A 24,008-nucleotide genomic window follows, 5' to 3' on the forward strand; every position below is an offset into this window, starting at 1 on the left:
TGTAATGCCTTGTGGCTACGCGCCCCCCGCTCAGTGGCCGGCGCGCGGCAGCACGAAGGCGAGGGTGGCTTCCAGCCCGTCCTCGTCGGCCTCGCTGGTGTCGCCGCGCGGGCGCACCAGCGAGGCGGCGATCACGTTGAGGCCGCTGCTGCCCAGCGTGACCGTCGCGCGGCCCTCGCAGTCCGTCCTCACGCGCGGACCCGCGGTGTGGCCCGTGAAATCGCCGATCACCTCCACACCCGCCACCGGCCGGCCCTTCGACAGCACGCGAACCGCGAGGCGCTGGCCGCGCCGCAATGCGAAGGGATCGGCCAGCGGCACGATCTCCAGTTCGGCGCCAATCGGCGCGAAGGGCAGGCGGACCGGCGCGAGCAGGGTCGTGCCGTACTTCATGTAGTGCCCGGCCTTGCGCGCATCGGGCACCTGCCGGCGCGAGCCGCCGACCCACTTGCCGTCGCGGCCCTGCGACCAGAAGCCGTCCTCGAGCGCCACCCACAGCACGGCCGCGTCCTTGGCCGGCTCGACCACCGCGTTGCGCGCACGCGCCGACACCTGCGCCTGCGCTGCCGCGCCGCTGGCGGTGAAGGCCTTCGTCTCGCGCAGCTGCCGCGGCTCGTAGGCCTCGTCGAGCGCGCCTTCGCCGAGCACCACGGCCAGCTCGCCCGCGCGCTGCGCGACCCACACGCCATGGGCCGACGACGCGCCGCAGCACAGGGCCGCGAGCGCCAGGACCATGTGCCGCGGGCCATTCCTCGCATCGATCTTCATGCGCGCCTTCATCAGAAGTTGGCCGTCATCGACAGCCGGACGGTGCGCGGATTGCCCTGCGTCACGCCGCCGTAGTTGACCGAGCTCCAGTAGCGCCGGTTCGTCACGTTCTCGATCGACAGCCGCAGGATCGATGGCGCGCCCATCAGCCGCGTGACATAGGCCGCGCCCAGGTCCCAGCGCGTGAAGCTCGGCACGATCAGCGCGTTGGCGCGGTCCAGCGGCCGGTTGCCGACGTGGTAGATGCCGGTGTTGAGCGACAGCCCCGGCACCGCCATCAACCGGTAGTCGAGGAACAGGTTGGCCTGGAAGCGCGCCACGTTGCTCGGGCGGCGACCCTCGAGCGCGGGGTCGCCGGTCTCGCGCTGTTGCGCGTCGAGCCAGGACACGCCGGCGATGCCACTGAGTTGCGGCGTGATCTCGCCATTGGCCGTGAACTCCACGCCGCGATGCCGCTGGCGGCCCTGCTGGCGGAAGACGTTGTCGGCCGGCGAGACCGCCTGCAGCGGCTTGTCCATGTCGAAGGCCGCGGCCGTCACCATCAAGCCGTCGCGCACGCGGCTCTTCACGCCGATCTCGTACTGCCGGCTCTTGATCGGCCCGAGCTTCTGCAGCGCGTTGTCGGCATAGCTCGGTGCATAAGCTCCCTGCTCGAAGCCCTCGCCGTAGGTCGCATAGAAGGTGGTGCGCTCCGAGGGCTTGTACATCGCGCTCACCGTGGGCACGGTCACGCTGGTCGTGTACTTCGGCGTGCCGTCGTACTTGCTGCCGATGTCGCTGCCGTAGTCGATGTGGCGCGCGCCGATCAGCAGCTGCCAGTTCGGCCCGAAGGAGATCGTGTCGCTCGCGAACAGGCTGCTCTGGCGCGCCTTGCTCGCGGGCAGGTGCGTGTCCTCGGGGATGAAGGGCGCGACGTAGGGCAGCGGCCGGTAGATGTTGCCGATGTACTGCGGGAAGCGCAGGTAGTCGCCATCGGGCGACTGCAGGCTCGAGTACGAGTAGCCGATGACCGCCTCGTGCCCGATCGAGCCGGTGTCGAAACGTCCGGTCGCGAACACCTGGCCCGCGGTGGTGGGATAGGCCTCGCCCTCGTAGCGCGTGTTGCCGGCGAGCACGTCGCCGTTCGGCGCCACCTTCGAGGCATTGAAGAAGATCGCGTTGCGCTTGGTGCGGCTCAGCGCGAGCTGCGCCGTCAGGTCCCAGTTCTCGCTGAGCGCGTAGTTCAGCCGCGCGCCGAGGTTCCACGCGTCGGTCTTGTACTGGCCCCAGGGCTGGCCGACCAGCGTGCGCGGATCGAAGCTGCGCGCGGGCACCAGCAGGCCGTCGCTGCGCGGGCCGATCATGCCGCTGGCGGCCAGCGACTTGCGCTGCCAGTCGAAGTCGAGCTGCAGCAGCGCGTCGCGGTTGAGCTTGATGTCCATCGCGCCGCTGAGGAAGTCGCGCCGCAGGTCGCCGAAATGGGTGAAGTCGCCGACCCGCTCGCTCGCGGCATTGAAGCGGTAGCCCACGGTGCCGGCCTCGTTCAGCGGACCGCCGGCGTCGACGCTGGCATAACGCCCGCCATAGCTGCGCACCTCGGCGCTCACGCTGGCGAAGCGCTCGCGCGTCGGGCGCTTGAGCACGTAGTTGACGATGCCGCTGGGCTCGCCCACGCCGTACAGGAAGCCCGACAGCCCCTTGAGCACGTCGACGCGCTCCTTGTTCTCCAGCGGCACGTCGCTGTAGATGTTCGCCAGCAGGCCGTCGCGGCGCACGTTGTTGAAGGAGTTGGCCGAGAAGCCGCGCACCGCGACGCCGTCGAACGAGGAGAAGCCCGAGGTGGGCGTGACCGAGGGATCGTTGCGCAGCACGTCGAGCGCGGTGCGCGCGCGCTGGTTCTCGATGGTGTCGACGGTGTAGGAGCCGACCGCGAAGGGCAGGTCCTGCAGCGAACGCACGCCGAGCGCGCCGGCGTTCACGTCCTGCACGTCGTAGAGCCGTTCGCGCTGGGCGCTGACCACCACCGGCGCCAGCGTGCCGGTGCGTGCAGCGGCCTCGGCGGCCGCGTCGGGCAGCGCGCTCGCGCCCGTGGCCGGCGCGCCGATGCGGCGCAGTCGCCAGCCGCCGCCGGCCCCCGGCACCGCCTCGAGCCCGCTGCCGGCCAGCAGCCTGGCCAGGGCCTCGTGCACCGCGTAGCGGCCCTGCAGGCCGGGACTCGCGAGGCCCTGCGTCAGGGTCGGGTCGATCGCGATCATGGTGCCCGACTCGCGGCCGAAGCGGCCCAGCACGCTGTCGAGCGAGCCGGCGCCGATGGCATAGCTGCGCGCAGCCTCGGTGGCCGGCGCGGGCTGGGCCAGCGTCGGGGCGGCCGAGGCACCGAGCAGCGCCAGGGCCGCGCTCAGGCAGCCGGAGCGGGCGAAGGGCGCGAGCGGGAAGGGGCCGGTCCGGGCGGCGGACCGAGCATCGAATGCCATGGGAAGAACTCTCCGTGATCGTTGGAAGATGGGGCCCCGCGGCCTTCGCCGCGGGGTGTCTCTTCCTGCTTGATGCACGAGGTCTGGAAACCTGCCGTTTTTCTTCGATCTTTTTTTCGCGGCCCGTTGCCCCTGCTATCGCGCCGCGATCGTCGTCCAGTAAGGGCCGAGCGAACGGCGACGTACCGGCAGCGTTTCTTCCAGCATGTCGAGCACCGCATCGGTCCGCGCGACCGGGAACGCGCCGCTCACGAGGATGGCGCCCACGGCCGGGTCGCAGCGCAGCACGCCGGGCCGATAGCGCCCCAGCTCCACGAGGAAGTCGTCGAGCCGCATGCGCTCGACCACCAGCACGCCCTGGGTCCAGGACGCGGCGTTCTCGCTGCCGGGCTCGGGTGCCGAGATGCCATCCGCCGCGTAGCGCGCGGCTTGGCCGGCGGGCAGGCGCAGCGAGCCTTCGCGGCCGGCCACGCCGAGCTCGACCTGGCCTTCGAGCACGACGACCTGCCCCGGGGCGGAGGCATCGGGCGCGCGCACCAGGAAGCGCGTGCCGATCGGCACCACGCGCCCGGGCCCCGCATGCACGACCAGCGGCCGCGCGGCCGGGTCGTGGCCCGAGCTGACCATGATCTCGCCGCCGAGCAGGCGGATGCCGCGCTCGGCCGCGCCGAAATCCACGTCGATCGCGCTGCGCGTGTTCAGCGCCACGCGCGTGCCGTCCGGCAGCAGCACGTCGCGCCGTTCGCCGGTGGCGGTTCGATAGTCGGCGCGCCAGTAGGCCATGTCGTCGCGCAGCACCCAGGCGCCCACGCCGCCGCTCGCGGCCAGCACGAAGGCCTTGAGCGCCCAGCGCCGCCGCACCGCGTCGGCGCCGCGCAATGCGCCGCGGGCCGTCTCGGGCGCGAGGCCGTGCACGCCGTCGCGCAGGTCGGCACCGAGGCCGCGCACGCGCTGCCAGGCTTGCTCGTGGTCGGGATGCGCGCCGCGCCAATGCTCGCAGGCCGCGCGCTCGGCGGCGGAGGCGGCGCCCGATTGCAACCGCACCAGCCATTCGACCGCCTGCGCGACGATGGCGCGATCGAGCGCCGCATCGCCCGCGGGCTGGAAGACCGCGCGCCGCGGCGCCGTGCCGGTCTCAGCCGCCATAGACGGCGTCGTAGCAATGCGCGTAGGCCTTCACCATGTCCTTCTGCACGACGTGGATCGACAGGCCGAGCCGCTGCGCGATCTCCGCATAGGGCAGGCCGTCGAGCTGCGACAGCAGGAAGACCTCGCGCGTGCGCGGCTTCAGCCCGTCGAGCACGCGGCTGACCGCGGCCAGCGCCTCGAGCACCAGCAGGCGCTCCTCGGGCGAGGGGCTCGTGGCCTCGGGCAGGTGGGCGATCGCCTCGAGGTAGGCGCGCTCGAGCGCGAGGCGACGGAAGTACTGCGCCGCGATGCGGCCGGCCACGGTCGTGAGGTAGGCGCGCGGTTCGCGCAGCGGGCCGGTCTCGTCGGCCGACAGGATGCGCGCGAAGGTGTCCTGCGCCAGGTCGGCCGCGTTCTCGAGGTTGCCGAGCTTGCGCCGCAGCATCTGCAGCAGCCACGAATGGTGTTCGCCGTAGAGCGCGGCGACCAGTCGCACGGAGGCATCGGAGGTGGACATCGGAGGACGGCAGGCCGCACGGCTCGTTGAGAATGGTTCTCATTGTACGAACTTCGTGTGCATGCCGGCCGCGACCGTCGCGACCGGACAACGCCGGCGACGTTCAGCCGCCCTGGAGCACCGCCGACAGCGGCGCGATCCGGATCGCGCCCGGCTCGCCGGCCGCGGGCAGCGCCAGCGCGCGCAGCACCGCGTATTCGCGCATGCGCGCCGCGCCGTGCGGATCGCCGGGCACGCGGCCCAGCGAGGGATGGCACATCAGCACGTCACCGCGCCCGGCCACCGCGAGCCAGGCCAGCAGGCGCGCGCGATAGGCCTGGCCGTCGCCCGAGAAACCGTAGACCCCGAGCAGGCGCCGGCTGATGGGGATGCCGTGCTCGCGTGCCAGCGCCGCGAGCGCCGCGCCGCCCAGGCGGTGGATGACACCGGCCTTGAAGCCGTCGCTGCCGCGGCGCCAGCCGGGCTCGGTGCTGCGCAGCCACGGCGGCGCATCGGGATAGCGGCGCGCGAGCTCGGCGACCAGCAGCTCGCGCACTCCCGCGAACTGGTGCACGTGCCGATGGCCGTCGACGAAGGCGGGCGCGCGGCCCATCGCGTCCTCGAAGCGCGCGAGCTGGGTGCGGATCTCCGCCTGGATCGCCTGCCGTGCCGCCGGGCGCAGCCGAGGCGCGACCAGCAGGCCGAGCAGGCCCGGCTCGCGGCCGCCGGGCGCGGCCGGCGGCGTCAGGTCCAGGTGCAGGCCGATGTCGGTGCGTTGCCGGTCGAGCCGGCGCAGCAGGCGCGCGCCCGACGACCAGGCGGCGCGGCGCACCATGCAGCCGACGGCACTGAGGCGCTCGTGCTCGACCAGCGCGAGCACCGCTTCGTTGATGGCATGCCCCATGCCGAAGTCGTCGGCGCAGATGCAGACCGGCCGGGTGCCCTCGGGGGCCGTGTCGCGCGGCGATGCGTTCATGGTTGCCGCTCCGGCAGGCCGTCGGACAGGCCCGCGCAATGCGATCCGCGGCGCGCCGCGCCGTCGTGGCGCCAGACGGCCAGCCGGTCGTTGACCGCCACCAGCTTCGTGCCCGCGAGCCACGGATGCTGGAGCTGCGAGTTGTTGGGGCCGACCAGCCAGGTGACGCGAGGCGCGCACAGGATCGCGGGCAGCCGCGATGCATCGACCAGCAGCCGCGAGGCCCGGGCCTCGTCGAAGCGCGCGGCATCCGTGAGTTCCTTGCGCCAGTCGTCGCGCTCGGGCTCCGGCCGGTTCTTCCATTCGCCGAGCACCATCACCGGCGCGCGCAGATGCCAGTAGAACGGGATCTCGTAGATGTAGCTGTCGAGCATCAGCACCTGGTCGTCGGGCCCGATGCTCGCGTCCGCGGGCAGGCGCAGCCGCGCGCCCGGCTGCGGCATCGCGACCAGCGTGCCCACGCCCGCCAGGCACAGCGCCATCGCCGCCGCGGCGGCGGCCTTCAGGCCCCGCCCTTCGCGCATCGGGCCGCTGGCCAGGATGCGCCGCGCCACAACGCAGGCCAGCGGCGCGAGCACCGGCAGCACGTAGCCGACGAGCTTCGAGCGCGGCAGCGAGAAGAAGACCACGATGACGATCAGCCAGGTCCACATCAGCCGGTCGACGTCGCGCGCGGCGGCGCCGAGCTCCGGCGCCGCGTTCCCGCGGCGCGGCAGCAGCAGGCCGGGCGACCACGGCAGCGTCAGGCCCGCCAGCACCGGCAGGTAGAACCAGAACGGCTGCTCGTTGTTGAAGCCGCTCGAGGCGAAGCGCCGGAAGTGCTGCGTGATCACGAAATAGTCGAAGAACTCCGGATACGCGCGCTGCATCGCCACGAACCAGGGCGCCGCGAGCGCGAGCAGCAGCGCCCAGCCGGGCAGCCAGCGGCACAGCCGCCACAGCGTCGCCATGCGCCGGGTCCAGGCGCACCAGGCGGCCAGCACCAGGAACGGCAGCAGCAGGCCGATCAGGCCCTTGGCGAGCAGGCCGGCGGCGGCGCCGGCATGCGCGAGCGCCAGCGCCGCGCGCCATGGCTTCCCCTCGTCGTGCGCCAGCACCGCCCAGGCCGCGAGCAGCACCGTCGCCGAGATGCAGCCGGCCACCAGCATGTCGAGATTCGCGAACTGCGCGCCGAGGAAGAAGTAGGGCATGGTGGCGAGCACCACCGTCGACCACAGCGCCAGCCGGTCGTCGGTCCAGCGCCGCAGGAAGGCGAACAGCGCGATGCCGGCGGCGCTCGCGCCCAGCACCGAGGGCAGCCGCGCGGCCCATTCGACCGGCCCCGCCACGCCCATCGCCGCGGCGCCGATCCAGTAGAAAAGCGGCGGCTTGTGGAAGAACGGCAGGCCGTCGAGCCGCGGCACCAGCCAGTCGCCCGAATGCAGCATGGCCAGCGCCACCCCCACGTAGCGGCCTTCGTCGGGCGCCATCAGCGACCGGGCCCCCGAGGTCGCCAGCAACCACGCGACCAGCACGATACCGACCCGCAGAACCTGCGCGCGCCCCCGAGCCTCGCCGCTCACGGACCCTCCGTGGCGAGGCCGCTGCCACCCTCGCGGCGGACCACGTACAGCGGCCGCCCCTTCGACTCCTCGTAGATCCGCGCGACGTACTCGCCGAGGATGCCGGTGGAGATCAGCTGGATGCCGATGAAGAACATCAGGCTCACGACGATCGTGGTCCAGCCCGACACCGCGTTGCCGAACAGCAGCCGTTCGACGCACAGGTAGAGGCCATAGGCGAAGGCCGGCAGCGCGATCGCGAGGCCCGCCACGCTCACCATGCGCAACGGCCAGGTCGTGAAGGCGGTGAGCCCGTCGAGCGCCAGCAGCACGAGGCGGCGCGCGTTGAAGCTCGAGTGCCCCTCGGCGCGCGGCGCCGGCGTGTAGGGCAGCGCCACCGCGCGGAAGCCGACCCAGGCGTAGAGCCCCTTCATGAAGCGGCCGCGCTCGGGCAGGCGCATCAGCGCGTCGACCACCTTGCGGTCCATCAGCCGGAAATCGCCCGCGTCCTCGGGCACCGCGAAGCGGTCCGAGGCATTGAGCAGCCGATAGAAGAGCCGGCTGCCGAGCCGCTTGAAACGGCTCTCATCGTCGCGCCGCTCGCGCACCGCATAGACCACTTCCGCGCCCGCGCGCCACTGCGCGAGCATCGCGTGCAGCAGCTCGGGCGGATGCTGCAGGTCGCCGTCGAGCAGCACCACCGCGTCGCCCACGGCCGCGGCCAGCCCCGCGGTGAGCGCGGCCTCCTTGCCGAAATTGCGCGACAGCGAGATGCAGCGGAAGCCGCGCAGCTCGCACCAGGCCTCGGCCACCGCGGCCGTGTCGTCGGTGCTGCCGTCGTCCACGATCACGATCTCCCAGCTCAGATGCGTGGACCAGAGGATGTCTTCCAGCAGCGGCAGCAGCCGGCGCAGGTTCGGGCCTTCGTTGAAGCAGGGGATCACGCAGGAGAGGCTGCGCGTTCGTGCCTCGGGTGCCGTGGGCGCCGGTACCGCTTCGGGCGCGCGGTGCAAGGGTGTGCGCGCGTTCACGGCAGCCTCCAGGTCGCGGGCGCCGTATCGTCGGCGGGCAGCAGGCGGCGCGCGAGCCGCAGCGCGACGGCCAGCGCGCATGCGAGCGCCGTGCCAAGCGCGAGGCCGGCGGCGATGTCGAGCGGGAAATGCACGCCCACGTAGATGCGCGCCCAGCCCGTGACGATGGCCGATGCCAGCAGCGCGAGCCCGACACGGCGCAGGCTCGGGCGCAGCAGGCAGGCCGCGGCCACCATGAACATCACGCTCGCATGCGTGCTGGGCAGCGAGCCGCGGCCCGCGTGCTCGATGTAGGCCTGCGCCATGCCCAGCACGAAGGGACGCGGCTGGTCCAGACGCAACGCGATGGCATGAGAGAGCATCGCGCAGGGCCCCGCGGCCGCGAGCACGATCCACAGGTAGGCCCGGTCGGCGGCCTTTTTCCAGATCGCGAGGCCGACGATTCCGGCGCTGAGCCAGGCGCCGCCGAGCGCGAAGGCGGTGGCGAGGAGCAGCGCCGGGCGCGCCGGCGGCGTGCCGGCCGCGAGCCATTGGAACAGGGTGATGTTCAGATCGCTCATCGCGCAGGCCTCGACGCGGCAGCGAAGACGATTGAAGAGGGCAAGCCGATGCGCGCGAGCGGCGCAGGGCTGCACAGGGCGCGGCTTGCGCACCCGGAAAAGACGAACACGGGAGACCTCCGATCGAGGAAGAGAAGGGCTGCCGCGGCAAGGCATGCGCGGCGCGGGGGGCAACGCGCGAGGCGTCGCTTCTCTCAGTGCGCGAGGGGTGGTGCGGCGGCGGGAGGGCGGCGCTTCCACGGCAATGCGGGCGGTGGCGCGCCACCGCGGGGCGGCACCTGCGCGGGGCCGAGACGGCTGGCCGGCCGGATCGGCCGGATGGGGATCAGCGCCAGGGGCAGCAGCGCGAGCACCAGCGCCAGCAGCGTGTTCAGGCCCGCATTCAGCGCATGGGGGTGATCGATGCCCGCGGGCACCTGCGCAAAGATCGTGGTCTCGCGATCGGAGGCATGGTTCTCGCGGTCGTCGGCCTCGAACTGGCTCGTTTCTCCGAGCGCGCGCACCCGCAGCATGGGCTCGTCCTCGATGCCGTCGCAACAGAAGTGGACGGCGATGAAGGGCTGCAGGAACACCAGCAGGATGCCCGCGAAGCACCATGCGCGATGGTGCGCTTCGGCGAATCGGCGGATGCGTGCGAGCAGCATGCGCGGATGCTAGAAGCCTTGCGTGAACGGAACCTGATCGGGCCGGTCAGCATCCCGCAAGCTGCGCGAAGGCTGACGCCACCCGGTTGCGTCATGGATCTGTCATCGCCCGGCCACGGGCTTTCGGTAGGCGGCGCCCATCGAGGCGGCGATGGCCACGACGCGCTCGACCATCGGATCCCGCGTCCTCGCGCTCCATGCGACCGCGATGGTCACGATGTCCACGGGTTCCTTCAAGGGCTTGATCGCGACCCGCTCGCCTCCGAGGTCGTGCAATCCCAGCGGTACCAGCGCGATGCCCTGGCTGCAGCCGACCATGGCGATCTGCGAGGTGACCGAGCGCGACTCGTGCAGGATGCGCGGCGTGAAGCCGTGCGAGCGGCAGGCCGCGACGATGCCGTCGAAGAAGCTCGGGCTCACCGCGCGCGGGAACATGATGAACTCTTCGTCCGCGAGTTCGCGCATCGCGATGGTCTTGCGCGCGGCCAGCCGGTGCCACGACGGCAGGGCGACGCCGAGCCGTTCGGTGCGCAGCGGCCGCGCCTGGACCTGCAGCCCCGCATCGCCCTCGATGCGCGCGAAGGCGACGTCGATCGCGCCCTCGTCGAGCGCGACCAGTGCCTCGGCGCTGTCGATCTCGATCACCGAGATGCTCGCGTCCGGCACCTCGGCCTTCAGCTGCTCGATCACGGCGGGCAGGGGACTGGCCATGGCCGTGGTGATGGCGCCGATGGTGAGCATGCGCCCGCGGCCGCGCAGTGCCTCCTGCACCGAAACCTCCACGCGGTCCATCTGGAACACCAGCTTCTTCACGGCCGGCAGGATGGCCGCGCCCTCGGCCGTGAGCTGCACGCCCTTGCTCGAGCGCTCGAAGAGCCGCACCTTGAGCGCGGCCTCCAGCACCTGGATCTGTTCGGTGAGCGGCGGCTGCGACATGCCCAGCCGCGCCGCGGCGCGCCGGAAGTGCAGCTCCTCGGCGACCACCGAGAAAAGGTAGAGATGGCGGAGCAGGCGAAAGTTGATCATCGATAGGCCAAGCGTATCAAGTTCTTCCTGTCTTGCGAATGGACGTATCGGGCACGGCCCCGGAACATCGGTGCTTCCTTGCCTCGATGAACGCCATGAAAGACTCGATCGCCTCCCTCGATGCCGTTGCGCGCCGCCTGTGGCGGCGGCTGGTTCGCGGCGCGCTGGCGCTGCCGCTCGTGCTGCCCGTCCTCGCCGGGGCCGCGCAGGCCGGCTATCCCGACAAGCCGATCCGGATGGTCGTGCCCTATCCCGCGGGCGGTGCCGCGGACGTCGTCGCCCGCGGCGGCCGGGTGCGCGCGCTGGCCGTGACCGGAAAGACCCGGCTGCGCTCCGCGCCCGAGATTCCCACCACCGAGGAGGCCGGCCTGCAGGGCCTGGAGTTCTACACCTGGTACGGGCTCTGGGCGCCGAAGGGCCTGCCCGGCCCGATCGCCGCGGCGCTCGAAGCCGCCGCGCGCGAGATCGCCGCGAACCCGAAGTTCGTGGCCGCCATGGACGACAAGGGCCTGCAGGCGATCGGATCGAGCAGCGCGGAGTTCGCCGCGCTCATCGCGACGGAAAGCAGGCTCTACCGATCGATCGCCCAGCGGTCGAACCTCCGCATCACCAGCCCCTGAAAGACCATGAGCACCGACGCCCAACGACTCTCCCGCCTCGCCGACCTCGACACCAACACCGTGTCCGACGCGCTCGACTTCCTCGAACTGCCCGGCGCCACCGTGGGCCTGCGCCCGCTGTGGCACTGCCCGAGGATCGTCGGCCGCGCCTCCACCATCCAGTTGGCGCCCAAGCAGGCCGACGGCGGCCTCACGGTGCATCCCATCACCAGCGTGATCGCCGAGAGCCAGGGCGACGACCGGGTGCTGGTGATCGCCGGCGGCATCGAGGGCGTCTCGTGCTGGGGCGACATCGTCGCCAATGCCGCCACGATGAAGCACATCCGCGGCACGGTGATCGACGGCTTCAGCCGCGACATCGACGGCAGCGAGGAGATCGGCTATCCGGTGTACGGCCGCGGCGTCACCATGGTCAGTGCGCGCAACCGCCTGGTGCAGACGGGCTCGGGCGCGCCCGTGACGGTCGCCGGTGTCGAGGTCGCGCAGGACGACTTCGTGATCGCCGACCGCTGCGGCACGGTCTTCGTGCCGGCCGCGCGCATCGACGAGGTCCTCGACATCGCCGAGCGAACGGCAGCGAAGCAGGCCGGCATGGTGTCGCGCATCCGCGCCGGCCAGTCGGTGGCCGAGGCCATGCACGACAGGCACTTCGCGGCGGTGATGGAAGAACGCCGGCCCGCCGAAGCGCGATAGGCCGATCCGCATCGATCCATCCCCGAGGTACTCCATGAAGAAACTCGCAAGCCTCCTGTCCGTCGCGCTCGCGCTGGGCATCGCGGCCGAAGCACCGGCCCAGACCCTCGATCGCATCCGCGCCACCGGCGTCGTCACGCTCGGCGTGCGCGACAGCTCGCTGCCGATGTCCTATGTGCTGGGCAGCGACCAGGCCGTGGGCTTCCAGGTCGACATCTGCCAGCGGATCGTCGCCGCGATCAAGAGGCAGTTGAACCTGCAGAAGCTCGAGGTCCGCTACCAGGTCGTCACCTCGCAGAACCGCGTGCCGCTGGTCAGGAACGGCGCGGTAGACCTCGAGTGCGGTTCCACCACCAACAACCAGGCCCGCCAGCAGGACGTCGCGTTCACGCTCACCACCTACATCGAGGAGGTGCGCATGGCGGTGCGAGCCAACTCGGGCATCCGCTCGATCAGGGACCTCGAGGGCAGGACCGTGGTCGCGACCACGGGCACGACCTCGGTCCAGCACCTGCGGCGCAACAGCCGCGCCACCGGCCTGAAGTTCAACGAGATCCTCGGCAAGGACCACGCCGAGAGCTTCCTGATCCTCGAATCGGGCAGGGCCGACGCCTGGGTAATCGACGCCGGCCTGCTCAATGCGTCGATCGCGAACGCGCGGAACCCGGCCGACTTCGCCGTGGTGGGCGAGGTGCTCAACACCGAGCCGCTGGCGATCATGCTGAGCAAGGACGACGCGCCGCTCAAGGCGCTGGCCGACCAGACCCTGCGAGACATGATGCGTTCGGGCGAGATGAAGGCGCTGTGGAACAAGTGGTACGCCGAACCCATTCCGCCGCGCAACGTGCGGCTGAACATGGTGCCGCCCGCCGCGCTGCAGAAGCTCTGGCAGGACCCGAACGACCTGCCGATGGAAAGCTACGCGGCCACGCGATAGACCACGACACCCAGCGAGATCATCTTGACCTTTTCCAATTTCGACATCGGGCCCGTCCCGAAGCTCGCGCCCGAGGCGCTGACCGCCGCGCTGCGGGACGTGGTGACGCCGCACATCAGCGACAACCTGCAACGCATGTCAGGCATGCTCGGCCTGCGGCGCTTCAACCGCTCGCGCAAGCTCGTCGGCACCGCGTACACGATCAAGGCGCGGCCCGGCGACAACCTGCTCGTCTACCGCGCGCTCAAGGAGATCGAGCCGGGCCATGTGCTCGTGATCGATGGCGGCGGCGACCCGAACAACGCCCTGGTGGGCGAACTCATCATGCTGTACGCGATCCAGCGCGGCTGCGCGGGCTTCGTGATCGACGGCGCGATCCGCGACGTGCGCGCCTTCTTCGAGGCCGACTTCCCGTGCCACGCACGCAGCCACACGCATCGCGGGCCCTACAAGTTCGGCCCCGGCTCCATGAACCGCGACGTCTGCGTCGGCGGGCAGGTGGTGCATCCGGGCGACGTGGTGGTCGGCGACGAGGACGGCGTGGTCTGCTTCGATCCCGCGGACGGGGAGCGCCTGCTCGCGGCCGTCGCGCAGACCGCCCGGACCGAGGACGCGATCAAGGCGGAGATCGCCACCGGGCGCGTCGAACAGGGCTGGCTCGAGCGAACCCTGTCGGCCCACGGCCTCTGACATCCATCACCACACTCCCAGTGAAAGCCATTCCCATGCAACAAGAAGACAAGGACCTCGTGGCCCTGTTCGAAGGCCTCGACACCCCCGGCGTTTCGGACGCCATGGACAAGCTCGGCCTGCCGGGCCACTGCTTCGGCCTCGTGCCGCTGGCCGACTACGCCGGCGTGACCGTGGGGCCCGCCTTCACGGTGAAGTACGTCCCGGCCAGCACGCCCGCGGGCTCGGTCGGCGACTTCATCGACGAGGTGGCCGAGGGCGACGTGCTCGTGATCGACAACGGCGGACGCACCGACTGCACGGTGTGGGGCGACATCATGACCCAGTACGCCGGCCAGCGGCGGATCGCCGCCACCGTGATCGACGGCGTCTGCCGCGACGTGTCGAAGGCATTGGACGACGGCTACCCGCTGTTCACGCGCGGGCGCTTCATGCGCACCGGCAAGGACCGCGTGCAGGTCGAGGGCGTGAACGTCCCTGTGTCCATCGGCCAGGCCCGCGTGGCCGCGCGCGACATCGTGGTGGCGGACGCGAACGGCGTGCTGGTCGTGCCGCGCGCGCGGGCCCGCGAGGTCGCGGAACTCGCGCACGGGATCGAAGCGGCCGAGTCGCAGATCCGCGCCTGGATCGCCGAGGGCAAGACCCTGGGCGAAGCGCGCGCGGCGATGGGCTATCACACGCTGCAGCGCAAGGCGCCATGAGCGACGACACCGCGGCGGCGAGATTGAACGTCCACCTCGCGGCGGCGCAGCCCTCCGCGACCTACAGGATGATGGACCGGGTGGCGGCGCGCCGCGCGAGCGGCGCGCGCATCGTCTCGCTGTCGGCCGGCGAGCCCGACTTCGACACGCCCGCGCACATCGGCGACGCGGCGGTGGCGGCCATCCGGGGGGGCCACACGCGCTACACGCAGGTCGCGGGCCTGCGCGCGCTGCGCGAGGCCGTCGCGGCCAAGTTCCGGTGCGAGAACGGCCTGGACGTCGGCTGGCAGGACACGATCGTCTGCTCGGGCGGCAAGCAGGTGATCTTCAACGCGCTCGCGGCAACCTTGAACCTCGGCGACGAGGTGATCGTTCCGTCGCCGTACTGGGTCAGCTACCCCGAGATCGTGCAGCTGTGCGGCGCCCGGCCGGTCGTGGTCCCTTGCGGCGTCGCTTCCGGGTTCAAGCTCGGGCCCGAAGCGCTGGAAGCCGCGATCACGCCGCGCACCCGGTGGCTGATCCTCAACTCGCCGAGCAATCCGACGGGCGCCGTGTACACGCTCGTGGAACTGCGCGCGCTCGCCGAGGTGCTGCTGCGCCATCCCCAGGTGCTGGTGCTGGCCGACGACATCTACGAGCACCTGGTCTTCGACGGGCTGGCCTTCCACACGCTGGCCCGGGCCGAACCCCGCCTCGCCGCGCGCACGCTGACGATGAACGGCGTCTCGAAGGCCTATGCCATGACCGGCTGGCGCATCGGCTTCGGCACCGGCCCGCGCTGGCTGCTCGAAGCGATGGAGAAGCTGCAGGGCCAGCAGACCTCGGGCGCCAGCTCGATCTCGCAGCATGCGGCGATCGCCGCGCTCGACGGGCCGCAGGATTTCATCGCGCGATCGCGCGCGAGCTTCGAGCGGCGGCGCGACCTGCTGGTCGCGGCGCTGAACGCCACCCCAGGCTTGCGCTGCGATGCGCCCTCGGGCGCCTTCTATGCCTTCGTCGCGTGCGAGGAGCTGATCGGCCGGACGACGGCGGCCGGCACCCTGCTGGCCAGCGACGAGGATGTCGCGCTCGCGTTGCTGGAGGAGGCGGATGTCGGCGTGGTCCACGGCGCGGCTTTCGGGCTCTCGCCGTACTTCCGCATCGCCTACGCGCTCGACGAGGAGTCGCTGCGCATCGCCTGCGATCGCATCGAACGCTTCTGCCGCGCGCTGCGTTGAGCCGGATTCAGGGCAGCAGCCAGGCCTGCATCCACACCGCCATATGGTCGAGCAGCTGTTCGATCACCAACTCGTCGGTCAGGCCCGATTTCTTCGGCACATGGAAGCCGTGGTCGGCCGCCGCGTATTCGTCGACGCTCGCCCAGTCACCGAGCGAGGCGACGACCTGCGCGAAGCAGGGCGGCTCCGCGAGCTTGTCCTGCGCGCCGTGCACGAACAGCATCGGCACGTCGACCTCGTGCAGGTGCGCCGCGCGATCGATCGAGGGCTTGCCGGCCGCATGCAGCGGGAAGCCGAGGAAGACCAGCCCGGCCACATCGGGCAGCAGGCCCAGCGCCTGGGCCTGCGACGTCATGCGTCCGCCGAAGGACTTGCCGCCCGCGAACAGCGGCAGGCCCTGGAAATGCGCCGCGGCGCTGGCCACGGCCGCGCGCACCGCGGCATGCGCGAGCGGCGGCGCGTCGGGCCGCTTCGAACCGCGCTCCATGTACGGGAACTGATAGCGCAGGCAGGCGATGCGGCGCTCGGCGAGGCCGCGTGCCACGGCCTCCATGAACGCATGCGTCATGCCCGCGCCCGCACCGTGCGCGAGCACCACGGCGAAGCGCGCATCGTCGGCCGCATCGATCAGGCCCGACACGCGCAGCTCGGCGTCGACCTCGATCGCGATCTTTCTCGACGTGCTCATGCGGCGGCCTCGACGGGTGGGAGTCCGAACAAGCGCCGGCTGTTGGCGCTGCAGGCCGCGATGATCTCGGCGACATCGCGTTCGAGCAGTTCGGCCACGCCCGCGGCCACCCAAGGCAGGTACGCCGGTTCGTTCGGCTTGCCGCGCAGGCCCGCGTTCTTCGGCATCAGGTAGGGCGCATCGGTCTCGAGGTGCAGCCGGTCCAGCGGAATGGCCCGGATGGCCGCGCGCAAGGCCTGGCCGCGCTGCAGGTCCGTCACCCAGCCCGTGATGCCGATATCGAGGCCCATCGCGAGAAAGGCCTCGGCTTCGGCGCGGTCGCCGGTGAAGCAGTGCACCACGCCGTGCGCGCCATCGGCCACCACGGGCGCGAGCATGTCGTGGAAATCGGCGAAGGCATCGCGGCAGTGCAGGAACAGCGGCTTGCCGGTCCGCGCGGCCATCGAGAGCTGCCGGTCGAAGGCCGCGCGCTGTGCCTCGGGCGTCGAGAAGTTGCGGTTGTAGTCGAGGCCGCACTCGCCGACCGCCACGACCTCGGGGCAGCGCCAGAGTTCGGCCAGCTGCTCGAAGGTGGCGGCGTCGAAGGACTTCGCGTCATGCGGATGCACGCCCGCGGTCGCGAAGACCAGGCCCCGATGCGCCCGCGCCAGCTCGAGCGCGCGCAGGCTCGAGGCGAGCGAGGTGCCCGTGGCCAGGATCTGCGCGACGCCCGCGGCCTTGGCGCGCGCCAGCAGCGGCGCGGTCATCGACGCCAACTGGCTCGAGTGGAAGTTGACGCCGATGTCGACGAGGAGAGGGGAGGCGGCTTGCGCTTCGATGCTCATGCATCGATGGTACGAGAACACCGCGCGATGCCGCGGCCCTCAGCTGCAGCTGTAGCTCGCCGCCGCGTTCACATCGCCCGAGCCCTTGTACTTCGGGTACTTGGGGTACTGGCAGGCCGGCATGCTGCGCGCCGCGCCGCCGCTGGTGAAGTTGTAGGTCAGCTGCGTGGGCGCGTCGTCGTTCTCCACCCAACCCATGATGGCCGAGGCCCAGTCCACTTCCTGCAGGCTGCCGCCCGCGCCATGCCCGCCGCCGGGAACGATGAAGAAGCGCGTCGCGCTGTTCGGATCGGCGAGCCCCAGCGACCTGGCGATGCCCGTCATGGTGGTCCAGTTGCGATAGTGGTCGTTCGGCGACAGCAGCGCGTCGCTGCCGGCGTGCCAGGAGATCAGCTTGCGGCCCGAGGCCACGTAGCTGGCGATGGCGGCCTTGTCGTGGTCGGCGCCGATGCGCGCCAGGCCCGCGCCGAGCATGTAGTAGTCGGTCTCGAGCTGGAAGCCCGCCTGCCTGGCCGGCGTGAGCCAGGCGGGGTCGCCGCTCGCGAGCAGCGCGAAGCCGCCGCCGAGTCCGCCCCAGCCGAGCCCGAGGCCGTTGCCCCACGAATAGCCCGAGAGCACGGTCGAGCCGTTCGAGAGCTTCAGCGGCGACAGGAAGGACTGGAGCGTGCCCACCTGCGCGGCGCTCAGGCAAAGGGCCGGATCGCTGCTCGCGCCCGCCATGCCACACTGCAGCACGGCCGGATCGAAGCTGCAGGCCTGCGGATTGCCGATCAGGTTGTCGCTGGCGCCGTCGAGCGCATCGCAGGCCGACAGTGCGGCCGCATAGGCCGCGCCGGTCTGCGCGGGGCTCAGCGCCGCGGGCGTGCCGGTCAGCGAGGCCGCGCGCAGCCAGGCGCTGGTCTGGCCCGCCATGTCCATGGTCTCGCAGCCGGAGACGATGCCATCGAACTCCTGCGGCCAGCGCTGCGCGGCGATGTAGGCATTGCGTCCGCCGTTGGAGCAGCCGTTGAAATAGCTGTGCGTCGGCGCCTTGCCGAAGAAGGCCTGGGCGACGGCCTTGCCGAAGCGCAGCGTGGTGCCCACCGCGGCATAGGCGTAGTCGGTCGCCGACTGCTGGCCCTCGGCCGTGCCGCTGGCCCAGACGCCGGGCGCCGCCTGCGCGGGCACGCTCGCGCGGTTGCCGCCGTTCGAGGCCGCGTACACCGCGCCCTTGATCGCGAGCGTGGGGTCGACCGCCGTCACCGCGCCGCCGCCGTCCTTGGTCACCGCCGAGGCGATGCGTCCGTCGAAACCGCCGCCACCCTGTTGCCAGTAGCGGCCGGTCCAGTTGTCGGGCACGTCGATCTCGATGTCGAGGAAGGGCGCGCGCGTGCCCAGCACCTGGCAGAAGCCCGAAGCGTTGACCGCCGCCTTGGCTTCGAAGCGCGCGGTCTGCGTGACCGTGACGCCCGCCAGCACCTGTCCCTTGAGGCCGTTGCAGGTGCTCTTGAGCTGCTCGACGCTGGGGCCCGACGGACCCGCGGGCGGCGGCGCGGCCGGTGCGGGCGCGGGCGCCGGAATCGGGAAGAAGCCGCCGCCGCCTCCGCCGCCACCCCCGCAGCCCTGCAGGGCCAGGCCGGCGGCCATCAGCAGGCCCGCCGACAGCAGGACACGGTTCACACACTTCTCGTCACGCATGGTTGTCTCCGATTTTTTGATGGGGTGCCGGTGGATCGATCAGAAAACCAACCGACCGGTCGGTTTGGAAGCCGCGCAAGGCTAACGCAGCAGTGCGGACACGGGCAAGCGGCAAGGGCTCGGGACTAACCCCTAAGATCGCGGACCGCGTGGCCTCGCGCGCAGCCCCTCATTGCCATCCATGACCGTTGACACCGCTTCCTCCCGTCCCGGCGACCAGCGCAGCCTGATCGCCAGGGCCGCCGCCGAGCTGTTCGCCCGCAAGGGCTATGCGGCGACGTCGATGAACGAGATCGCCGAGGCCAGCCACCTGTCCAAGCCCGGCCTCTACCATCACTTCAAGGACAAGGCCGAGGTGCTGCTTCACATCGCCGACGGCCATGTGTCGCGGCTGGTCGACATCGTCACGGGCGTGGAAGCGCTGCAGCTCGCGCCCGACGAGCGACTGCCCGAGCTGATCGAGGCCTTCATGGCCGAGTACGCCGAGGCGCAGCACGAGCACCGCGTGCTCACCGAGGACGTGCGCTTCCTGGCCCCCGAGGCGCAGGCGCGCGTGCTCGACAAGGAGCGCACGGTGGTGCGGGTGTTCGCCGACGCCATCGCCGCCACACGTCCCGACCTGCACGCCTCGCAGCTGCACAAGCTGTTGACCATGTTCCTGTTCGGCATGCTCAACTGGATGTTCACCTGGTTCAAGCCCGGGGGACGCTTCTCCTACGACCAGATGGCACCGATCGCGACGCAGCTGTTCCTCAACGGCATCACGGGGCTGGAGATCGAGCCGAAGAAGAAGACGCCGAAGGCGCGCAAGCCGTGATCGGCTGATCGGCCCCATCGCGCGTCTCTCCGTCATGGATCTTGCGAAGGGCAGGCCGCTCCATCGAGCTTGATGCGGCCGCTCGCGAGCAGCGCGCGGTGGCGCGCGATCTCGGCGGCGACGGTGCGCCGCATTTCAGCGGGATCGCCCGAGACGGGATCGAAGCCCCGCGCGACCAGGGGCTGGCGCAGCTTCGGGCTGATCAGCGTGCGCTGCCAGGCCTGCGGGACTTCGCGCCGCGCCGCCGCCGGCATGCCGGCGGGCAGCACCAGACCGATTCAGGAGTGGTTTTCATATGCTGCGGATATGGCCGCGTTCGCCTTCATCTTCCGGCACATCGGCGGATGGAGAGGGGCTCTGCCCCTCGCGCGGAATGCCCGTCACGGTGACAGGAGAAGGCGCGCGCGTGGCCCGCTTGAAGATCGATGGCGAAATCCCCGTGTGCTCCTTGAAGAAGCGCGAGAAGTTGCCGGGCGCCGAAAAACCCAGGTCGAGCGCCACGTCCGTGAGTTCGCCACCTTCGCTGACGCGACGCATCGCTTCCTCGACGCGCACGCCGCTCCAGAACACCTGCGGTGTCGTGTGCAACTGGTCGCGGAACAACGCGAAGAAGTGCGCCCGCGACAGGCCGACCTTGGCAGCGATCTCGTCGATGGTCGTTTTCTCCGAGACGTGCGCGCGCATATGGGCGATGGCGGCCCGAAGGCGATGATCGAGCGTGACGCCGATGCCCGCCGCGACCGAAGGGGCCTCGCCGCCCGTCCTGGAGGCCGCGATGGCGGCTTCCAGCAGGCGCTCCACCTCCCTGTCGACCTGGTCGCGTCCGCTGCCGGCGGAGATCATCAGGTCCAGCACACGCCAGCATGAGCGGCGCAGCGCATCGCCGATGGGCACCCGCGGCGAGGGAAAGCGAAAGCTGCGGTCCTTCGCCTGGCCGAGCTCGTCGAGCCACTCCTTCTTGATCATGAAGACGATGAACAGGCTCGATCCGCTGTCGTCCAGGCGAACCATGTCGTGCGCCTCGAACGCGTTCACGCCCAGCGCCACGCTCTCGCTGTAGGGCACGGTTTGCGCACCGACATGCGCGCAGGCGCGCGCCCCGCCGAGCCAAAGGGCGAGCTGCGTTTCCGAGTGGGCGTGCGACACCAGATTGGCGCTCGCCTCCAGGACGATCGCCGTGCCGAACGCGCCTTCGTGAAGTGCATAGGCTTCCTGCATCTGTCTGCTTCATCGAGGTGGTTTGCGGCGATTGTTCCTTCCCGGCTCCGCGACCGGCACCGTGCCTCGGGTAAGTCCTTAGGAGGGCACCAGACGATTCGATACGTCGCCGGATCGACCGATAAGCGGCGTGGGCTCGCAATTCCTAAAGTTGCCGCATCGCCACAACACAGGAGCAAAGCTTCATGCGAATCGCCACTTTCACGAGCGAAGGCCACCGCAAGGTCGGGCTCGTCTCCGCCGACAGGAAGACCATCACCCCATTGCAGCTCACGCAGGTCCAGGCCGAAAGCGGCGTGCTGACGCTGATCCAGTCCCTCGCCGAGGGCGGCTCGCTCCCGGAGCCGGCCGGCCCCGCCGTCGACCTGGGCGACGTGGTGCTCGATGCGCCGCTGCCCAAGCCTCGCCGCAACCTCTGGTGCGTGGGTCGCAACTACCATGCGCACGCCAAGGAACTGGCGGCCTCGGTGTTCAAGGACAACACGGCCAGGACCGACGAGTGGCCCATCGTTTTCACCAAGGTGCCCGAGTGCGTCGTGGGCCCGCACGACGACGTGCTCGTTCCTTCCGAGGTCTCCACCCAGATCGACTACGAAGCCGAACTGGCCGTCGTGATCGGCAAGGGCGGCAAGAACATCGCGCGCGCCGCCGCGATGTCGCATGTGTTCGGCTACACGGTCGTCAACGACGTGACCGCGCGCGATGTGCAGATGCGCCATGGCCAGTGGGACCTGGGCAAGTCTTTCGACACCTTCTGCCCGATGGGCCCGTGGATCGTCACCGCCGACGAGTTCGATGGCACAAGGACGCGCGTGCGCTGCTGGGTCAACGGCGAACTGCGCCAGGACGGTCCGACCGAGAACATGATCTTCGACATCCCCACGCTCATCGAGACCATCTCGCGGGGCATCACGCTCTACCCCGGCGACGTCATCGCGACCGGCACGCCGGCCGGCGTGGGCATGGGCATGAGTCCGCCGCGTTACCTGCGCGCCGGCGACGTGGTGCGCGTGGAGATCGACCGGCTCGGCGCCATCGAGAACAAGTTCGTCTGAAGGGCTGCGCATGACGACTCGAATTCTGAACGACCTGGCCGTCGAGATCGACGGCACGGGCGAGGCACTGCTGTGCATCCACGGGCTCGGCGGCTCCTCGAACAACTGGACACCCCTGTTGCCGGTGCTCGGCGGCTTCCACTGCATCAGGCCCGATCTTCCAGGCAGCGCGAGGTCGCCGCTGCCGCAAGACGGCAAGGCGTTGTCGATCGAGCGCTACGTGGACGCGATGGTGCAGTTGCTCTCGGCGCTCGACATCGGATCGGTGCATGTCATGGCCCACTCGATGGGAACGATCGTCGCCCAACACCTGGCGCTTCGCCGTCCCGGCACGGTGAAATCGCTGGTGCTCCTCGGCCCGCTGGCCGCGCCTCCCGATGCCGCCCGCCCCAACATCGCGGCCCGTGCCAACGCGGCGCGAGGCGGCGTGGCCGCCATGCAGGAGATCGCCGATGCCATCGTGAAGGGCGCGACCAGCACGCAGACGAAGGAACAACAACCGGCGGTGCTCGCGCTGGTGCGGGAGAGCGTGATGCGCCAGTCGCCCGAGGGTTACGCGCAAAGCTGCGCGGCGCTCGCCGATGCTCGGTCGGCCGCGCTCGAACGCCTGGATGTGCCCACCCTGCTGGTCACCGGCGATCAGGATGGCGTGGCGCCGCCGCACAACGTCCGCGCCATGCAGGAGCGCATCGCGGGCAGCCGCGTCATCGTGCTCGACGGGTGCGGCCACTGGACGACCTTCGAACAGCCGCAGCGCTGCGCACGAGAAATCGAAGCCTTCTACGCGGCACTGCGCTGAGACGGCGCCAGGCGCCATTCGACAACCCCATGGCCGGCAGCGCATGCCGGAGGAGACAACGATGACCCGTATTGCATTCACCAACGTTCGCATCTTCGACGGCTCGGGCGAGGACCCGTACGCTGGCGACCTTCTCGTGGAGGGAAAGCGCATCGTCGAAGTGGCGCGCTTCCCCCAGCGAGTGAGCACCGATGACGCACGCGTGATCGACGGCAAAGGCCGCTTTCTCATGCCGGGCATGACCGAGGCCCACACGCATTTCTCGTGGAACGACCAGCCGTCCCTCGCGGCCATTCAGTTCATGCCGCCCGAGGAGCACATGCTCTGGTGCGTGCGCGTGGCCAAGCGCTACCTCGACATGGGGTGGACCTCCGCGATCGGCGCGGCAGCGGCCAAGCCGCGGCTGGACGTGGTCTTGCGCAACGCCATCGACGCGGGCGAGTTCCCCGGCCCGCGCTATCTGGCCGGCAGCCAGGAGATCACCACCATCGGCGCGCTGGGCGACAACACGCTGCCGCACATGAAGTTCGAGGAACTGAGTTTCGGCAGCGTCTGCAGCGGCCCCGAGGAGATCCGCAAGTCGGCCCGTACCTTCATCAAGTACGGCGTGGACCACCTGAAGATCAATCTGTCGGGCGAGTACATCGCCGGCCTGCCCGCGGAGATGTCGCCGTTCGCCGAAGACGAGGTCGCCATGCTGGCGCAGGAAGCGAAGCGCTACGGCAAGCGCATGGCCGCGCATGCGCGCTCCAGCGAGTCGGTCAAGCAGTGCGTGCGCCACGGCATCGAGATGGTCTACCACGCCAGCTTTGCCGATTCGGAAGCGCTCGACATGCTCGAGGCGGCCAAGGACCGGCACTTCGTCGCGCCGGGCATCGGCTGGCTCATTCGCACGACCTACAACGCGGCCGAGTACGGCATCACGGAGGCGGTCGCCACGCAGATGGGCTACAAGCGCGAACTGGAGATCGCATCGGCGTCGCTGCGCGAGATGCACAAGCGCGGCATTCGCATCCTGCCGGGCGGCGACTACGGATTCGCGTGGATGCCGCACGGCACCAATGCCAACGACCTCCAGTACTTCGTCGACTACATCGGCATGACACCCAAGGAGGCGCTGATGGCTGCGACCCGGCTTGGCGGACAGATCATGCTGCGCCCCGACGAACTGGGACGCTTGAAGGCCGGCTTTCTCGCCGACATCGTCCTGGTGGACGGTGACCCGCTGCAGGACCTGTCGCTGCTGACGGACCCGGCCAGGGTGCAACTGGTGATGAAGGATGGCGTGATCCATAAGGACTGCGCAACCCCGGTACCGCCGCACGCGGCCTTGCACCTCGACGGCGGCGACACGCCATTGCAGGAGCAGGGCGTCAAGGAGGCGCTGGCCGAGATGCAGTGAGCTTGGCTTGCAAGCCCGCCCGTGATGAGCCGGCGTGCTGCCTCGAT

General features: G+C 70.6%; 25 protein-coding genes. 10 read left to right on the forward strand and 15 right to left on the reverse strand.

What is annotated here, in order from left to right:
• Positions 1–30: 30 nt before the first annotated feature.
• The 10 genes from ACEN9J_RS33040 to ACEN9J_RS33085 form a co-directional block, all read right to left on the reverse strand.
• Positions 31–768 (reverse strand): DUF4198 domain-containing protein, encoded by a 738-nt coding sequence (locus ACEN9J_RS33040; RefSeq protein WP_413765366.1) that lies wholly within the window; start codon positions 766–768, stop codon positions 31–33.
• An 11-nt stretch (positions 769–779) separates the two neighbouring features.
• Positions 780–3,221: a TonB-dependent siderophore receptor gene (locus tag ACEN9J_RS33045; RefSeq protein ID WP_413765367.1), complete on the reverse strand. Its 2,442-nt coding sequence runs from the start codon at positions 3,219–3,221 to the stop codon at positions 780–782.
• Positions 3,222–3,356: 135 nt separating this feature from the next.
• Complete coding sequence (locus ACEN9J_RS33050; RefSeq protein ID WP_413765368.1) at positions 3,357–4,367, reverse strand: FecR domain-containing protein; 1,011 nt, start codon at positions 4,365–4,367, stop codon at positions 3,357–3,359.
• Positions 4,357–4,866, reverse strand: a complete 510-nt coding sequence (locus tag ACEN9J_RS33055; protein WP_413765369.1) for a sigma-70 family RNA polymerase sigma factor — start codon at positions 4,864–4,866, stop codon at positions 4,357–4,359. Before ACEN9J_RS33055 ends, ACEN9J_RS33050 begins: the two co-directional genes overlap by 11 nt.
• 103 nt (positions 4,867–4,969) lie before the next feature.
• Positions 4,970–5,821 carry a ChbG/HpnK family deacetylase gene (locus tag ACEN9J_RS33060; RefSeq protein WP_413765370.1) on the reverse strand — a complete coding sequence of 284 codons (852 nt, stop codon included), beginning with the start codon at positions 5,819–5,821 and terminating at the stop codon, positions 4,970–4,972.
• Positions 5,818–7,383: an ArnT family glycosyltransferase gene (locus ACEN9J_RS33065; protein WP_413765371.1), complete on the reverse strand. Its 1,566-nt coding sequence runs from the start codon at positions 7,381–7,383 to the stop codon at positions 5,818–5,820. The genes ACEN9J_RS33060 and ACEN9J_RS33065 overlap by 4 nt, the downstream gene beginning before the upstream one ends.
• On the reverse strand, positions 7,380–8,393 hold the full coding sequence (locus tag ACEN9J_RS33070) for a glycosyltransferase family 2 protein (RefSeq protein ID WP_413765372.1): 1,014 nt from the start codon (positions 8,391–8,393) through the stop codon (positions 7,380–7,382). The genes ACEN9J_RS33065 and ACEN9J_RS33070 overlap by 4 nt, the downstream gene beginning before the upstream one ends.
• Positions 8,390–8,953: a phosphatase PAP2 family protein gene (locus ACEN9J_RS33075; RefSeq protein WP_413765373.1), complete on the reverse strand. Its 564-nt coding sequence runs from the start codon at positions 8,951–8,953 to the stop codon at positions 8,390–8,392. The genes ACEN9J_RS33070 and ACEN9J_RS33075 overlap by 4 nt, the downstream gene beginning before the upstream one ends.
• A gap of 194 nt (positions 8,954–9,147) precedes the next feature.
• Positions 9,148–9,597: a hypothetical protein gene (locus ACEN9J_RS33080; protein WP_413765374.1), complete on the reverse strand. Its 450-nt coding sequence runs from the start codon at positions 9,595–9,597 to the stop codon at positions 9,148–9,150.
• Between the two features lie 102 nt (positions 9,598–9,699).
• Positions 9,700–10,623 carry a LysR family transcriptional regulator gene (locus ACEN9J_RS33085; protein ID WP_057589843.1) on the reverse strand — a complete coding sequence of 308 codons (924 nt, stop codon included), beginning with the start codon at positions 10,621–10,623 and terminating at the stop codon, positions 9,700–9,702.
• Between the two features lie 95 nt (positions 10,624–10,718).
• On the opposite strand from ACEN9J_RS33085, the gene ACEN9J_RS33090 reads away from it, so the two are divergent.
• From ACEN9J_RS33090 to ACEN9J_RS33115, 6 genes are read left to right on the forward strand one after another with little or no spacing between them, the layout of a single operon-like run.
• Complete coding sequence (locus ACEN9J_RS33090) at positions 10,719–11,243, forward strand: Bug family tripartite tricarboxylate transporter substrate binding protein (protein ID WP_413765375.1); 525 nt, start codon at positions 10,719–10,721, stop codon at positions 11,241–11,243.
• Between the two features lie 6 nt (positions 11,244–11,249).
• Complete coding sequence (locus ACEN9J_RS33095) at positions 11,250–11,936, forward strand: RraA family protein (RefSeq protein WP_413765376.1); 687 nt, start codon at positions 11,250–11,252, stop codon at positions 11,934–11,936.
• A 34-nt stretch (positions 11,937–11,970) separates the two neighbouring features.
• The gene (locus tag ACEN9J_RS33100; protein ID WP_413765377.1) at positions 11,971–12,873 is read left to right on the forward strand and encodes an amino acid ABC transporter substrate-binding protein; all 903 of its coding nucleotides are present in this window, start codon (positions 11,971–11,973) and stop codon (positions 12,871–12,873) included.
• Between the two features lie 24 nt (positions 12,874–12,897).
• Positions 12,898–13,563, forward strand: coding sequence for an RraA family protein (locus tag ACEN9J_RS33105; protein ID WP_413765378.1), 666 nt, complete (start codon positions 12,898–12,900; stop codon positions 13,561–13,563).
• A 35-nt stretch (positions 13,564–13,598) separates the two neighbouring features.
• A complete protein-coding gene (locus ACEN9J_RS33110; protein WP_413765379.1) occupies positions 13,599–14,264 on the forward strand; it encodes an RraA family protein in 666 nt (221 codons plus the stop codon).
• A complete protein-coding gene (locus tag ACEN9J_RS33115) occupies positions 14,261–15,481 on the forward strand; it encodes a pyridoxal phosphate-dependent aminotransferase (RefSeq protein WP_413765380.1) in 1,221 nt (406 codons plus the stop codon). The genes ACEN9J_RS33110 and ACEN9J_RS33115 overlap by 4 nt, the downstream gene beginning before the upstream one ends.
• Before the next feature lie 7 nt (positions 15,482–15,488).
• On the opposite strand, the gene ACEN9J_RS33120 is transcribed toward ACEN9J_RS33115, so the two are convergent.
• From ACEN9J_RS33120 to ACEN9J_RS33130, 3 genes are read right to left on the reverse strand one after another with little or no spacing between them, the layout of a single operon-like run.
• Entirely contained in the window at positions 15,489–16,169 is a 681-nt protein-coding gene (locus ACEN9J_RS33120; protein WP_413765381.1) for an alpha/beta family hydrolase, read from the reverse strand.
• Positions 16,166–16,993 carry a TatD family hydrolase gene (locus ACEN9J_RS33125; RefSeq protein ID WP_413765382.1) on the reverse strand — a complete coding sequence of 276 codons (828 nt, stop codon included), beginning with the start codon at positions 16,991–16,993 and terminating at the stop codon, positions 16,166–16,168. The genes ACEN9J_RS33120 and ACEN9J_RS33125 overlap by 4 nt, the downstream gene beginning before the upstream one ends.
• A gap of 39 nt (positions 16,994–17,032) precedes the next feature.
• Positions 17,033–18,652 carry a tannase/feruloyl esterase family alpha/beta hydrolase gene (locus ACEN9J_RS33130; protein WP_413765383.1) on the reverse strand — a complete coding sequence of 540 codons (1,620 nt, stop codon included), beginning with the start codon at positions 18,650–18,652 and terminating at the stop codon, positions 17,033–17,035.
• 199 nt (positions 18,653–18,851) lie between these two features.
• On the opposite strand from ACEN9J_RS33130, the gene ACEN9J_RS33135 reads away from it, so the two are divergent.
• Entirely contained in the window at positions 18,852–19,487 is a 636-nt protein-coding gene (locus tag ACEN9J_RS33135) for a TetR/AcrR family transcriptional regulator (protein WP_413765384.1), read from the forward strand.
• Positions 19,488–19,519: 32 nt separating this feature from the next.
• Here the strand turns inward: ACEN9J_RS33135 and ACEN9J_RS33140 are convergent, their stop codons facing one another.
• Both ACEN9J_RS33140 and ACEN9J_RS33145 read right to left on the reverse strand, forming a co-directional pair.
• Entirely contained in the window at positions 19,520–19,756 is a 237-nt protein-coding gene (locus ACEN9J_RS33140) for a hypothetical protein (protein ID WP_413765385.1), read from the reverse strand.
• 22 nt (positions 19,757–19,778) lie between these two features.
• Positions 19,779–20,705 carry a helix-turn-helix domain-containing protein gene (locus ACEN9J_RS33145; RefSeq protein WP_261213212.1) on the reverse strand — a complete coding sequence of 309 codons (927 nt, stop codon included), beginning with the start codon at positions 20,703–20,705 and terminating at the stop codon, positions 19,779–19,781.
• Between the two features lie 185 nt (positions 20,706–20,890).
• Between ACEN9J_RS33145 and ACEN9J_RS33150 the strand changes: the two genes are divergently transcribed.
• From ACEN9J_RS33150 to ACEN9J_RS33160, 3 genes are all read left to right on the forward strand, one after another.
• Positions 20,891–21,760, forward strand: coding sequence for a fumarylacetoacetate hydrolase family protein (locus ACEN9J_RS33150; protein ID WP_413765386.1), 870 nt, complete (start codon positions 20,891–20,893; stop codon positions 21,758–21,760).
• A 10-nt stretch (positions 21,761–21,770) separates the two neighbouring features.
• Entirely contained in the window at positions 21,771–22,559 is a 789-nt protein-coding gene (locus tag ACEN9J_RS33155; protein ID WP_413765387.1) for an alpha/beta fold hydrolase, read from the forward strand.
• A gap of 61 nt (positions 22,560–22,620) precedes the next feature.
• On the forward strand, positions 22,621–23,961 hold the full coding sequence (locus tag ACEN9J_RS33160) for an amidohydrolase family protein (RefSeq protein ID WP_413765388.1): 1,341 nt from the start codon (positions 22,621–22,623) through the stop codon (positions 23,959–23,961).
• Positions 23,962–24,008 lie beyond the last annotated feature (47 nt).

This window comes from Variovorax sp. Varisp41, assembly GCF_047325085.1.
GTDB lineage: Bacteria > Pseudomonadota > Gammaproteobacteria > Burkholderiales > Burkholderiaceae_C > Variovorax.

Coding starts and splice junctions, on each gene's coding strand:
- ACEN9J_RS33040 (WP_413765366.1), bottom strand. CDS start 768: ATGAAGATCGATGCGAGGAATGGCCCGCGGCACATGGTCCTGGCGCTC.
- ACEN9J_RS33045 (WP_413765367.1), bottom strand. CDS start 3,221: ATGGCATTCGATGCTCGGTCCGCCGCCCGGACCGGCCCCTTCCCGCTC.
- ACEN9J_RS33050 (WP_413765368.1), bottom strand. CDS start 4,367: ATGGCGGCTGAGACCGGCACGGCGCCGCGGCGCGCGGTCTTCCAGCCC.
- ACEN9J_RS33055 (WP_413765369.1), bottom strand. CDS start 4,866: ATGTCCACCTCCGATGCCTCCGTGCGACTGGTCGCCGCGCTCTACGGC.
- ACEN9J_RS33060 (WP_413765370.1), bottom strand. CDS start 5,821: ATGAACGCATCGCCGCGCGACACGGCCCCCGAGGGCACCCGGCCGGTC.
- ACEN9J_RS33075 (WP_413765373.1), bottom strand. CDS start 8,953: ATGAGCGATCTGAACATCACCCTGTTCCAATGGCTCGCGGCCGGCACG.
- ACEN9J_RS33080 (WP_413765374.1), bottom strand. CDS start 9,597: ATGCTGCTCGCACGCATCCGCCGATTCGCCGAAGCGCACCATCGCGCA.
- ACEN9J_RS33085 (WP_057589843.1), bottom strand. CDS start 10,623: ATGATCAACTTTCGCCTGCTCCGCCATCTCTACCTTTTCTCGGTGGTC.
- ACEN9J_RS33090 (WP_413765375.1), top strand. CDS start 10,719: ATGAAAGACTCGATCGCCTCCCTCGATGCCGTTGCGCGCCGCCTGTGG.
- ACEN9J_RS33095 (WP_413765376.1), top strand. CDS start 11,250: ATGAGCACCGACGCCCAACGACTCTCCCGCCTCGCCGACCTCGACACC.
- ACEN9J_RS33100 (WP_413765377.1), top strand. CDS start 11,971: ATGAAGAAACTCGCAAGCCTCCTGTCCGTCGCGCTCGCGCTGGGCATC.
- ACEN9J_RS33110 (WP_413765379.1), top strand. CDS start 13,599: ATGCAACAAGAAGACAAGGACCTCGTGGCCCTGTTCGAAGGCCTCGAC.
- ACEN9J_RS33115 (WP_413765380.1), top strand. CDS start 14,261: ATGAGCGACGACACCGCGGCGGCGAGATTGAACGTCCACCTCGCGGCG.
- ACEN9J_RS33120 (WP_413765381.1), bottom strand. CDS start 16,169: ATGAGCACGTCGAGAAAGATCGCGATCGAGGTCGACGCCGAGCTGCGC.
- ACEN9J_RS33125 (WP_413765382.1), bottom strand. CDS start 16,993: ATGAGCATCGAAGCGCAAGCCGCCTCCCCTCTCCTCGTCGACATCGGC.
- ACEN9J_RS33135 (WP_413765384.1), top strand. CDS start 18,852: ATGACCGTTGACACCGCTTCCTCCCGTCCCGGCGACCAGCGCAGCCTG.
- ACEN9J_RS33145 (WP_261213212.1), bottom strand. CDS start 20,705: ATGCAGGAAGCCTATGCACTTCACGAAGGCGCGTTCGGCACGGCGATC.
- ACEN9J_RS33150 (WP_413765386.1), top strand. CDS start 20,891: ATGCGAATCGCCACTTTCACGAGCGAAGGCCACCGCAAGGTCGGGCTC.
- ACEN9J_RS33155 (WP_413765387.1), top strand. CDS start 21,771: ATGACGACTCGAATTCTGAACGACCTGGCCGTCGAGATCGACGGCACG.
- ACEN9J_RS33160 (WP_413765388.1), top strand. CDS start 22,621: ATGACCCGTATTGCATTCACCAACGTTCGCATCTTCGACGGCTCGGGC.